Source organism: Arthrobacter sp. 147(2020) (assembly GCF_013116715.1).
Classification (GTDB): Bacteria; Actinomycetota; Actinomycetes; order Actinomycetales; family Micrococcaceae; genus Arthrobacter_D.
This window is the reverse complement of sequence record NZ_JABFOM010000018.1, coordinates 58,993-70,526: the sequence shown is the minus strand read 5'-3', so window position 1 is coordinate 70,526 and position 11,534 is coordinate 58,993. Positions and strand designations below refer to the sequence as shown.

The following is an 11,534-nucleotide window of genomic DNA, read 5'->3' as shown; positions in this document are numbered from 1 at the left end:
CTTCGGCCCCCGCTTCATCTGGGAAAGTTCACCTAACGCAGACATAACCCGTCCTTACCGGCCGCCGGGGAAAGTGAGCGGGAGTAGCAGTCGGTTTCCGATCTGGCACCGTACCCATTGCGTCTCCTATCGAATCGTCATTGGTTCTCATGGTTTCAAGCGATCTGAGAAAACGGTTTCTCAGGCGGCCTTAGTAGACAATAACGTGTGACGTGGCGCACGTCAAGGAAAGCGGTTTCCAACCGATCAAGCCGGCGACATATATCAGCCGTGCAGCGCGAGGAGGTGCTTGTAGAACGCTGATTTGAGTTCGAACCCGATCCCCGGTGCCTCGGTGGGACGGGCCCGGCCGCCCTGGACCACGGTTTCGTCGGCAAAGCCGCCCGTCGGGAAAAATTCGCCGGGGTACGATTCGTTGCCTCCCAGCTTGAGAGCCGCGGCAATGTGCAGGGCGAACTGATGCCCACCGTGTGGGATGCAGGACCGCGGGGACCACCCGTACTCGGGCAGCAGTGCCTGGATCCGCAGATACTCCACCAGGCCGTACCCGAGGACGGGGTCGAACTGGAGAATATCCTGGTCCGGTCGCATGCCGCCGTAACGCAACAGGTTGCGGGCGTCCGGCAGTGAGAAGAGGTTCTCACCGGTGGCCATCGGGTGGGGATACCGTTCCCCGAGGGTGGCCTGCAGCTGGTAGTCCAGCGGGTCGCCCACCTCCTCGTACCAGAACAGGTTGTACGGGGCGATTGCGTCGGCGTAGGTGAGCGCCGTCTCGAGGTCGAAGCGTCCGTTCACGTCCACCGCAAGGTTCTGACCGCTTCCTACCACCTCGATGGCCGCTTCGATCCGTCGCAGATCCTCTGCCAGGCTCGCCCCGCCGATCTTCATCTTGGCTACCGTGTAACCGAGGTCAAGGAATTTTCTCATCTCGTCCTGGAGTTCAGGGAGTCCCTTGCCCGGTGCGTAGTACCCGCCGGCCGCATAGACAAACACGTCCTCGTCGGGGGAACCGTCACCGTAGTTCTCCGAGAGGTAGCGGTAGAGCGGCTTGTCCTCGATTTTGGCAGCAAGGTCAAAGAGCGCCATGTCGAGAACGCCGACGGCGACAGAGCGTTCACCATGGCCACCTGGCTTCTCGTTCTGCATCACGATGTCCCAGATCTTCTCGGGCGAGAAGTTGGAGCCATCCTCACGGAGGATGTCGTTCGGGTCTGCAGTCATCAGGCGGGGAATCACGCGGCGGCGGAGGATATCGCCTGCGCTGTACCGGCCGTTGGAATTGAATCCATAGCCCACCAGCGGCTTGCCGTCGCGGATCACGTCGCTGACCACCGCGATGATCGACACGTCCATGGTGCTGAAGTCGACCCAGGCGTTGCGGATGGTCGAGCTGATGGGCAGGGTGCCTTCGTGGATGGAAACGATCTTCATAATGAACCTCCAGTGTTATAAGTTATAACTTGAGCCGGACGCTACCGGGCTGTTTGGGCAGTTGTCAACGGCACTGCGTCGAAGATCGGCGCTATCAGGAGAGAATGTTGCAGTGATCTACAAAACCAAGAGCGACCTCGCCTACGCCGAAGTCCGGCAACGGATCCTGTCGGGTGCTATCCCGCCCGGTTCGCTGTTGCCGCAGCGACAACTGGCCGAGTCCCTGGGGATGAGCCTGACCCCGCTGCGGGAGGCGCTCAAGCGACTGATGTCCGAGGGCCTCGTGGAACTGGAAAGCCACCGTGATGCGCGGGTGTCCGCGATCAGCTCCCAGGAAATCCACGATTTCATGGATCTGCGCCTCGCCCTGGACCCGTTCGCCACCTCGCTGGCCGCCGAACGTCACACCGACGCTGACGCGGCAGCCATGAAGGAGTCCTTCTCCCGATTGCTGCCGGTGACCCGCGACCAGGGTGAGGCCGCCCTCACGGCGCATCGGGATTTCCACGAGGCAATCTACCGCGGGTCCCACAACCCGCGCCTGATCCACCTGCTCGATGAAATCTGGGACCTCTCGGATCGATACCGCCGCCTCGGCCTCTCGTTGCCGGAAAGCGGCGCGTCCCGCGAGCAGGATCACGAGGAGCACGAGGACCTCCTGCGACTGGTCCTGGCCCGCCGCGGCGAGGACGCGCACCGGCTGATGGAAGGCCACGTGCGGCGTAGCGTCATTGGGCTGGCGGCAGAGGGTCTCGCCGGCAACTAGCAACAACCGGGTGGGACCCCGCCTGACAGAAGTGGTAACACTGGTGTCTTGTCACCACTTGTATGACAAGTTTGCTACTTGTACTATGTGTGAAAATACTTCCAACGGCGGGACACCCACCATGAGCACACTTCAGCACGCAACCGACCCGCTGGCCGCGGTATCAGGCGGTGCAGCGACCACCGACCGGATTCGGCACGTGAAGCTCTCCACGCTGACCCTCCCGCTCACCACCGCGATCAGCGATGCCAAGGTGCTGACGGGTCGCCAGAAGCCAATGACTGAAATTGTCTTCCTCTTCGCCGACATCCGCTCCGAACAGGGTCATCACGGCACGGGTTTCAGCTACTCCAAACGGGCCGGTGGACCCGCCCAGTACGCGCACGCCAGGGAGGTGGCCGACAACCTGCTGGGGGAAGACCCCAGCGACATCGGTCGCGTCTACCAGAAGCTGCTCTGGGCAGGTGCGTCGGTGGGACGCAGTGGAGTCGCAACCCAGGCGATCGCGGCCCTGGACATCGCCCTTTACGACCTGTTGGCGAAGCGGGCCGGGCTACCGCTGGCGAAACTGCTGGGCGCTTACCGGGACTCGGTAAGAACTTACAACACCTCCGGAGGCTTTCTGCAGGCCTCGATCGATGAGGTGAAGGAGCGGGCAACCGAGTCGCTGGAGGACGGTATCGGTGGCATCAAGATCAAGGTGGGCCACCCCGATTCAGCCGTTGACCTGTCACGCGTCGCCGCACTCAGGGAACACCTCGGTCCGTCAGTCCCCCTGATGGTGGATGCCAATCAGCAATGGGACCGGCCCACCGCCATGCGGATGGGGCGCACGCTCGAGCAATTCAACCTCACCTGGATCGAGGAGCCCCTCGATGCTTACGACGCCGAGGGTCACGGCCAGCTGGCCCACGCCCTGGACACCCCGATCGCGACAGGTGAGATGCTTTCCAGCGTCAGCGAGCACATCAACCTCATCACCCACCGAGCGGCCGACATCATCCAACCCGATGCACCACGCATTGGCGGAATTACGCCGTTCCTGCGGCTCGCGGCCCTGGCCGACCAGGCTGGCCTGCAACTGGCGCCCCACTTTGCCATGGAGATTCACCTGCACCTGGCCGCGGCCTACCCACGGGAGCCATGGGTGGAACACTTCGAGTGGCTGAACCCGCTCTTCAACGAACGGCTGGAAACCGTCAATGGACGGATGATCGTGCCGAACCGCCCGGGCTTGGGGTTCACCCTCAGCGAGCAGGCTGCCGCGTGGACCACCGATTCGGTCGAGTTCGGCGTTCGATGACGGCTCTCGCCACCCGGCTCGTTGACGAACTGCGCCAAAGCATCCTCGATGGACTGCTGGTGCCAGGCGACAAGCTACCCTCCGAGTCAGCGCTGGAGAAGCAGTTCGCGGTCAGCCGGACGGTGGTGCGCGAGGCGCTCTCCCGCCTGCAGGCGGCCGGGCTGGTCGAAACCTACCGGGGTAAAGGGACCTTCGTGCTTACCAGGCCCACCGGTCAGCCGTTCACCGTCGAACCCGGCGGTATCCGCACCCATCAGGACCGGCTGGACCTCCTCGACTTCCGGATTGGGGTGGAAGGGGAGGCAGCGGCGCTGGCCGCCCGCCGCCACACCCCAGCCCAGCTTCGCTCCATCAGCGGGGCGCTCTCCGATTTCGGTGCCGCCGGGCAGTCCCCCCGGGCAGCCATCGAGGCGGACTTCGCGTTCCACCGCGGCATCGCCATCGCCTCCCATAACCGGTTCTACCTCGACCTGATCGCCTCCCTGGGGGCCTCGATGATCACCATGCCGCAGACGCGGCTGGCTCCCCAGGATGGCGTCGCCTTGGCCGCCGGCTTCGAGCTGGTGGGGGAAGAACATCTGGCGGTGTTCAACGCCGTCTCGGCTGGTGACGCGCAGGGCGCAGCAGCGGCGATGCGCACCCACCTCACCAATTCGCGCCTGCGGCTTTCACCCCACTCACCGCCGGCTGCCGCACATGGCTAAAGCCAGCGCCATCGGCGGGTACGAGGACTGGCCGGCGTTCATGACCAGTCGGAGACGGTTCGCCCCCGCCTCCGCAGACAGCGAGCGCGTGGCCAATGTGGTGGGAGTGCCGGCACTGCCAGCGCCCGATGATTCGGCCTACACCGTCACGCGAAGTGAAGAGTCGGTAGTTGGGGGTGTGCGGGTGAGCCGCCTGGGCTGGCAACTGCCCTTCGGGCCGCCCACCTCAGCGCGGCTGGTGACTCCGCTGCACCACGAGGGACGATTGCCCGGCCTGTTGTGGATGCACTGCCATGGCGGCAACAAGTGGCTGGGGGGCGAGCGGCTGGTCGACCTCGGCCAGGCGACCGACCCTGACGTCGTCGCTCTCCAGCGGAAGCTGTACGAGGGCCGGGCCGTCGCCAATGACTTTGCCCGGGCGGGTTTCGCGGTCCTGGTGCACGATGCCTTCAGCTGGGGAAGCCGCCGGTTCGTGTTGGATCCGGCACCGGAGCGGGCGGGTGATGCCCTCCGCGCCGCCACCGCCCAGTGGACCGCCGACGGGGACCGCCCCAGCCCGGAACTGACCTACAACACCCTGGCCGCCCAGCACGAGAATACGGTGGCGAAGGCGGCAGCGCTCCTGGGCACCAGCTACGCCGGGATGGTGGCATACGACGACCTGGTTGCCCTTGCCATCCTCCGGCAGCTCCCGGAAGTGGATCCGGACTGGGTCGGCGTCGGCGGCTTTTCCGGCGGCGGCGGGCGGGCACTGATGCTCGCAGCGCTGGATCAGCGGCTGACCGCCTGTGTGGTGTCATGCATGATGACCACTCATGAGTCGTTGTTCCCGGCGTACCTCGAGAGCCACTCATGGCTGCTGAGCACGCCGGGTCTCGCCGCCGTCTGCGACTGGCCAGCACTGTCATCCCTGGCTCCCACGACGCGCTTCCTCGTCCAGTACGCCCTTGACGACCCGCTCTTCCCCGCCGAGGGGATGCGTGACGCCGACAGGTTGCTCCGGGACCAGACGGACGCCGGGCCTGAGCACTACCGCGGCGCCTGGCACCCGGGTGGCCACATCTTCACCGCTGCGATGCTGGCGGAGGCCGGCGCCCACCTCAGCACTGCCCTGCAGGAGGGGCTACCCGGGATTTCCTGAGGGTTAGCTGCCAGGTTCCGGACCGGCGCCACGGCGGGGACGCACATTGACGGTGAGTACGGTGAACAGAAGACACCCCACCCCCGCGACGACCAGCGGGGGAAGCAGCCAGGCGATCACCCCGGCTACTGCGGCAACTGCGGCGATCAGCGCACCCCCAACCGGGTCACCGCTGGTCCGCCGCAGGCCCTCACGCACCGCCACCTTCCACCCTGTTTCCGGCGCCCAGTGAAAACCAACCTGCAATAGCGCGACCACCGTCGCGGCGAGACCCAGGATGCCGACGCAAAGGATGACTGGCCACAGCACCAACACCTGCGTGGCGGCGAGGAAGCTGTTCAGCCCCAGGACAGCCGCGAGTGCCAGAGCGACCACCCCCACCAGGAGCCCTCCGGGCAGGGCACGCAGGAAATCGGACCCATAACTGCGGACGGTGCTCCGCTCCGCGCGAAGATACCGGTTCAGGTGCCGGGTGCCGGCGGCGATCGCCGCCGGAAGAGTAATGATCGCCAGTCCTGCCAGCGTGGTGAGCACTCCCGCCCAGATCACCTGGGCGAACAACTCCACCCGGTTGGTGGCGCCGGGCCACTTCAGTTCGGTGCCATCGGGTTCCGGGGGCAGTGGCCGCGGCCGGCGGCGGCCGATCATGCCGCCCCGCGCTCGGTGAAATGCCGCCGCGCCCTGGTTGCTGACCTGCCGACTGCTGCCACACTGCAAGAAATCATAGTTACAGCATGACAGGCACTGGCGCGGCGGGAAAAGTGGGAGCAAGATGTCTAGAAAGCGCTTACCCTCAGTGTGCAGCACGGCTGTCCACACCAGGCGCGTGCAACAATGCTAAGGGCACCGGCTGGGGACGAGCGTCCAGCGGGCCATCGGAAGGATACGCCGCAGCAATGGAACCAGGCACCAACAAGCCGGCAGTAACACTCAACGATGTGGCGCTGGCCGCTGGAGTGTCGCTGGCAACCGCGTCCCGCTCCCTGAACGGGAGCGCCCGCAAAGTCAACGAGACCTACCGTCTGCGGGTGGTCGACGCCGCGCAGCGCCTCGGCTACATCCCCAACCTTTTCGCCCAGGCCGTCGCCAAGGGCACCACCACCACCGTCGCCCTGTTGGTCGCCGATATCTCGGACCCCTACTTCTCCACCATTGCGTCAGGGGTGATCAAAGCCGCAGAGACCGCGGGACTGGTGGTGACCATCGCGGTGACCGGCCGCAATCCGGAGCGGGAACTGGCAACGGTTCGCGCCCTCCGCGGGCAACGTCCCCGGGTGATGATCCTCGCCGGATCGCGGGTCGCCGGCTCCCCGCAGGAAGCCGAGCTGCGCCGGGAACTGTCGGCGTTCGAGGAAAACGGCGGCCGGGTCGCCTTCATCAGCCAGGACGCCTCACCGTTTGCCACCGTGTTGCTGGATAACCGCGGCGGCGCGCGTGCCCTCGCTGAATCCCTGGTCGGGCTGGGGTATCGCCGGTTTGCCGTCCTCGCCGGGCCGCCGGACATCGTTGCCGCCCAGGACCGGTTGCGGGGATTCCGCGACGCCCTGGCGGCCCATGACCTGGAGCTGGCCGACCGACACGTCATCCACACCGACTTCAACCGCGACGGCGGGTACCAGGGTGCCACCGAACTCGTCAGGAACGGACTCGACGACGTCGATCTGCTCTTCGCCGTGAGCGACGTGATGGCGATGGGCGCCATGTCGGCGCTCCGGGAGGCGGGCGTGGAACCCGGCCGGGATCTGGGCATCGCTGGCTACGACGATATTCCTACGGTCCGGGACATCACCCCTGCCCTCACCACTGTCCGTATCCCCCTCGAAGAGGTGGGACGCCGGGCGCTGGAGCTGTCCTTCGGCGTCGGTTCGGTTGCCGGGGCGGCCAACGGGCCGGTTGTCACCGAGGTCGTCTGCCGGGACAGCACCCCCCGCCGCTGAACCCGCGTCAGCCCAGGCGGGTCTCGATCTCAATGACGGACCAGGACAGGGCGGGCAGGCTCACCCGGACCTCCTGACCCCCTGCGGTGACATCCCGCAACGGTGTCATCCCCACGTGTTCACCCCGGGCCAGGTTGTTGGTGGTGAAGCGGTCCTGGCCCGCTGGCGTGCGCAGCACCTCCGCGCGGGTGACCCGCACAGCGTCCAGCCCGCGGAGGGTCAGTTCGACGTCGGCTGCTTCCTCCAACGACCGGTTGGCCAGGAAGAAGACCACCCGGCCGGTCTCCTCATTGAAGGTGGCGGCACCATCCACCAGGTCCGTGTCCCCGAAGCGCGCGTTCGTGTAACGGTCCGACTCGATGGTGAGCTGCAGGATCTGCCCCGTCGCCAGCTCGGCCATCCGGGCGAATGGCCAGAAGATGGTTTGCCGCCATGCGGGTCCACCCGCCTCGCTCCTGATGGGCGCGATCACATTGACCAGCTGTGCCTGGTTGGCGATCTTCACCCGGTCGCCGTGCCGGAGCAGCGAGTTCAGGAACGTCCCGACGACGACGGCGTCGGTCACGTTGTACTCGTCCTCAATCACCCGGGGGTGCTCGCGCCAGCCGAGGTTGCCCACCTGTTCGGGGCTGTCGGCGTCCCCGGGGCGGGAGTACCAGACGTTCCACTCGTCAAAGGACAGATTGATGCGTTTGCTGTGCTTGCCGCGGGCGCGGACCGCGTCAGCGGTGGCCACTACGGATTCGATGAACTGGTCCATGTCCCGCGCGCTGGCGAGGAAACTTCCGACGTCGCCGGCCTCCTCCTGGTAGTAGGCATGAAGGGAGATGTAGTCCACCTGGTCGTAGGTGTGGGCGAGGACTGTCTGTTCCCAGGCGCCGAAGGTCGGCATGTGGGCGTTGGAACTTCCGCAGGCGACGAGTTCCAGGGAGGGGTCTACCAGGCGCATCGCCTTGGCCGCCTCCTGGGCCAGGCGCCCGTATTCGTCGGCGGTCTTGTGGCCGATCTGCCAGGGTCCGTCCATCTCGTTTCCGAGGCACCACAGCTTGATGGCGAACGGGTCCTTGTGCCCGTTGGCCGCCCGCAGGTCCGAGAGGTAGGTGCCGCCAGGGTGGTTGGCGTACTCAACCAGCTCGCGGGCGGCATCGACACCGCGAGTGCCCAGGTTGATCGCCTCCATGATCTCCACCCCGGCCTGCCGCGACCAGTCGACGAACTCGTGGAGACCGAACACGTTGGTTTCGACAGTGTGCCAGGCGCCGTCCAGCCGGCGCGGGCGCTGCTCCACCGGGCCCACCCCGTCCTCCCAGTTGTACCCGGAGACGAAGTTACCGCCGGGGTAGCGCACCACCGTGGCGCCGAGCTCGCGGACCAGCTTCAGGACGTCCTGCCGGAAACCTGCCTCGTCGGCCTCGGGGTGGCCGGGCTCGTAGATCCCGCTGTAGACGCACCGCCCCATGTGCTCCACGAAGGAGCCAAACAGCCGACGGGGTACCTCGCCGATGGTGAAATCCCTGTCGATCACAATACGTGCGCGGGCCATGACTCTCCTCGTGTTGGGCGGTGATGCAGGCTGGCGGTTCAAATGCTGGTGGACCGTTCAGGGCCGGCGCAGCAGCGCGTACCCGAAGGACTCGAGGTGCACCTTGTCCACTGCCTCACCAGTCAAAAGGTTGGTTCCGGACACCTCGATGGCGACGGCGTCCGCGCCGTGGTTGATCAGGGTCGTCACTTCGCCACGCTGCGCGGCTTCAACGGTATCGGGCAGCCCCGCGAGCACGGGTTCGATGCCCGCGGTCGCGAAGACGTGTGCGCTCACCAGGCGTGCACCGTCGTCGTCAGGCACGGTGGCGAGATAGTAGGCCCGGCCTGCGCCGCTGACCCTGGTGGTGAACGCGGGTAGCCCCTGGGTACGGCCGCCGCTGAAGGTCGCCAGAACCTCGGCGTCGACGGTCGCGATCTCCTCCGCAAGGTACAGTCCGTCGAAGGTTGACTGGCCCAACGCCACCGGCGCGGTGCGTTGCCCGGGCCCCGACGATGCGGGCGGCACCAGCGCCCCGAAGTCCTCGAGGGTGATCCCGAGCAGGGGTCCCAACTGGGTGAGGAATCCGCCCTCACGGAAACGGTCGTGCTCGTCGACGATGTCGCTGAACGCTGTCACCAGCAGGTGACCGCCGCCCTGGACGAAGCCGGTAAGGTTCGCTGCACCGTCGTCCGTCAACAGATACAGCTGGGGTGCAACGACCACCGCGTAGTTCTCCAGCCCGGAGGTCGGGAGCACCAGGTCCACCTGGACGTGTTGGCGGTGGATGGCCCGATACCAGCCCTGCACGCACTCGACGTAGTCCAGGACCACCGGGTGGTCGGGGTTTTCCAGGGCCCACCAGTTCTCCCAGTCGAACACGATGGCCACGCGGGCATCCCGGGTGCCCGCGGGGAGCTCTGGCAGGGCGGCCAGCTCGAGGCCCAGGCCCTGCGCCTCACGCCAGGTGCGGGTGGAAGTGCCGGCGTGCGGCAGCATCGCAGAGTGGAACTTTTCGGCCCCGGCGCGGGACTGTCGCCACTGGAAGAACAGGATGCCGTCGGCGCCCCGGCCCACGCTCTGCATGCTGAGCGCCTGCATCTGCCCGGGTGCTTTCGGGGCGTTGCTGGGCCGCCAGTTCAGGGCATTGGTGGACTGCTCCATGAGGAGCCACGGCGTCCCGGGTTTCAGGGACCTCATCAGGTCCCGCTGGAACGCGCCGGCCCGGAAGCTTTCCGGGTCGTTGGGGTCGGGATAGCAGTCGTCGGAGATGACGTCCATCTCCTGCGCCCACTGCCAGTAGTTGGCTGGTTTGAAGGCGCCCATGAAGTTGGTGGTGATGGGCTGGCGCGCCCCGGCTGCCCGGATGATCTCGCGCTCCATCAGGTAGCACTGCAGGAGCGTGTCGGAGGTGAACCGGCGGAAGTCGAGCAGCTGGCCGGGGTTGTGGCTGTAGGGCGCCTTGCGGGGTGGGTAAATGTGGTCAAACGATTCATAGTGCTGAGCCCAGAACCAGGTTCCCCAGGCCTCGTTCAGCGACTTAAGGGTTCCGTACCTGGCACGCAACCAGTCACGGAACGCGTCGCGCGCTGAGTTGGAGTAGTCCAGGTTGAGGTGGCAGCCGTACTCGTTGTTGACATGCCACAGCACCACCGCCGGGTGGTCAACGTACCGTTCGGCGAGCCGCTTCACCAGTTCACCGGCAAGCCGGCGGTACGTCGGCGACGACGGCGCATAGTGCTGCCGACTGCCGTGCCAGTACGTCGCACCGTTTTCGTCGGCGGCGAGGATCTCCGGGTAGGCAGCGGTCATCCATGGCGGCGGTGAGGCGGTCGCCGTCGCCAGATCCACGGCGATCCCTCCCTCGTGCAGCAGGTTGATGACCCGGTCGAGCCATCCGAAGTCGAAGACACCCTCCGCAGGCTGGATCCGCGACCAGGCGAAGATGCCCAGGCTCACCATGGTGACCGACGCCTCTCGCATCCGTTCGACGTCGTCCGGCCAGACGGATTCGGGCCACTGTTCAGGGTTGTAATCGGCGCCGTAGTGCACGGGAATGGTCCTTTCGACCTGGGGAGGGACGTGGGAAGAGGTTACTTCGCCGGACGCTCGCGTTCCTTGACGGCGAGCACCGCGAAAACAAGGCAGCCCAGGCCGGGCACCAGCAGTGGCAGCAGCTGCCAGGTCACGATACTGGTCAACAGCAGCGCGAGAACCAGCTGGATGATCGCTCCCGGATCGGTGATCAGTGACCTGGCGCCGTCCCGGAGGGCCCGCCTCCAGCCGTGCTCCGGGCTCCAGCGTGCCGCAGACTGCAACAGAATCAGCGCCACCAGCACCCCGGCGAGGGCTCCACCAGCGACTACCACCTGCCATCCGGGCAGCACCCGGGTGCCCGCCAGGAGGAGGTTGAAGGAGAGCACGACGGCCGCCGCCGTCGTCGCCAGGCCAACGATCCAGCCGGTGCGCAGTGCCGCGCCGAAGTCCGACCACCATTGACCGATGGTTGAGCGGTCGGCCCGCAGGTAGCGGTGCAGGTGACGGGTGGAGGCGGCAAGCGCAGCGGGCAGGGTGACGATCATCAGGCCACCTGCGACGGTGAGCACGCCAATCCACAACACCTCGGCGAACAGCGCGAACTTCCCTTCGGCACCCGGCCACCTGAGTGTGGTGCCGTCGGGCAAGTCGCGCCGCTGACGCTGGTTGCGGCCGCCCCGGAGGCTGAGCACT

10 protein-coding genes are annotated in these 11,534 nt (G+C 66.4%); 5 read left to right on the top strand and 5 right to left on the bottom strand.

Going from position 1 to position 11,534, the window contains the following annotated elements; translation table 11 throughout:
* Positions 1–264: 264 nt before the first annotated feature.
* Positions 265–1,431 carry a mandelate racemase/muconate lactonizing enzyme family protein gene (locus HMI58_RS12365; RefSeq protein WP_171620149.1) on the bottom strand — a complete coding sequence of 389 codons (1,167 nt, stop codon included), beginning with the start codon at positions 1,429–1,431 and terminating at the stop codon, positions 265–267.
* A gap of 112 nt (positions 1,432–1,543) precedes the next feature.
* On the opposite strand from HMI58_RS12365, the gene HMI58_RS12360 reads away from it, so the two are divergent.
* The 4 genes from HMI58_RS12360 (at position 1,544) to HMI58_RS12345 (ending at position 5,345) form a co-directional block, all read left to right on the top strand.
* Positions 1,544–2,197 carry a GntR family transcriptional regulator gene (locus HMI58_RS12360; protein ID WP_171620147.1) on the top strand — a complete coding sequence of 218 codons (654 nt, stop codon included), beginning with the start codon at positions 1,544–1,546 and terminating at the stop codon, positions 2,195–2,197.
* Positions 2,198–2,318: 121 nt separating this feature from the next.
* Positions 2,319–3,500: a mandelate racemase/muconate lactonizing enzyme family protein gene (locus HMI58_RS12355; protein ID WP_171584710.1), complete on the top strand. Its 1,182-nt coding sequence runs from the start codon at positions 2,319–2,321 to the stop codon at positions 3,498–3,500.
* A complete protein-coding gene (locus HMI58_RS12350) occupies positions 3,497–4,204 on the top strand; it encodes a FadR/GntR family transcriptional regulator (RefSeq protein WP_171620145.1) in 708 nt (235 codons plus the stop codon). The genes HMI58_RS12355 and HMI58_RS12350 overlap by 4 nt, the downstream gene beginning before the upstream one ends.
* Entirely contained in the window at positions 4,197–5,345 is a 1,149-nt protein-coding gene (locus HMI58_RS12345; RefSeq protein ID WP_171620143.1) for an acetylxylan esterase, read from the top strand. The genes HMI58_RS12350 and HMI58_RS12345 overlap by 8 nt, the downstream gene beginning before the upstream one ends.
* A 3-nt stretch (positions 5,346–5,348) precedes the next feature.
* Here the strand turns inward: HMI58_RS12345 and HMI58_RS12340 are convergent, their stop codons facing one another.
* Positions 5,349–6,062, bottom strand: coding sequence for a hypothetical protein (locus HMI58_RS12340; protein ID WP_171620141.1), 714 nt, complete (start codon positions 6,060–6,062; stop codon positions 5,349–5,351).
* A 179-nt stretch (positions 6,063–6,241) separates the two neighbouring features.
* Here HMI58_RS12340 and HMI58_RS12335 point away from each other — a divergent pair, with 179 nt between their 5' ends.
* Positions 6,242–7,282, top strand: coding sequence for a LacI family DNA-binding transcriptional regulator (locus tag HMI58_RS12335; RefSeq protein WP_171584714.1), 1,041 nt, complete (start codon positions 6,242–6,244; stop codon positions 7,280–7,282).
* 7 nt (positions 7,283–7,289) lie between these two features.
* Here the strand turns inward: HMI58_RS12335 and HMI58_RS12330 are convergent, their stop codons facing one another.
* Genes HMI58_RS12330 through HMI58_RS14965 form a run of 3 tightly spaced genes read right to left on the bottom strand, consistent with a single transcriptional unit; the run spans position 7,290 to position 11,533 of the window.
* Entirely contained in the window at positions 7,290–8,825 is a 1,536-nt protein-coding gene (locus HMI58_RS12330) for an alpha-N-arabinofuranosidase (RefSeq protein WP_171620139.1), read from the bottom strand.
* Between the two features lie 57 nt (positions 8,826–8,882).
* On the bottom strand, positions 8,883–10,856 hold the full coding sequence (locus tag HMI58_RS12325; protein ID WP_318779209.1) for a beta-galactosidase: 1,974 nt from the start codon (positions 10,854–10,856) through the stop codon (positions 8,883–8,885).
* A gap of 41 nt (positions 10,857–10,897) precedes the next feature.
* A complete protein-coding gene (locus HMI58_RS14965; RefSeq protein WP_240153776.1) occupies positions 10,898–11,533 on the bottom strand; it encodes a hypothetical protein in 636 nt (211 codons plus the stop codon).
* Position 11,534 lies beyond the last annotated feature (1 nt).

Coding starts and splice junctions, on each gene's coding strand:
- HMI58_RS12365 (WP_171620149.1), bottom strand. CDS start 1,431: ATGAAGATCGTTTCCATCCACGAAGGCACCCTGCCCATCAGCTCGACC.
- HMI58_RS12355 (WP_171584710.1), top strand. CDS start 2,319: ATGAGCACACTTCAGCACGCAACCGACCCGCTGGCCGCGGTATCAGGC.
- HMI58_RS12350 (WP_171620145.1), top strand. CDS start 3,497: ATGACGGCTCTCGCCACCCGGCTCGTTGACGAACTGCGCCAAAGCATC.
- HMI58_RS12345 (WP_171620143.1), top strand. CDS start 4,197: ATGGCTAAAGCCAGCGCCATCGGCGGGTACGAGGACTGGCCGGCGTTC.
- HMI58_RS12335 (WP_171584714.1), top strand. CDS start 6,242: ATGGAACCAGGCACCAACAAGCCGGCAGTAACACTCAACGATGTGGCG.
- HMI58_RS12330 (WP_171620139.1), bottom strand. CDS start 8,825: ATGGCCCGCGCACGTATTGTGATCGACAGGGATTTCACCATCGGCGAG.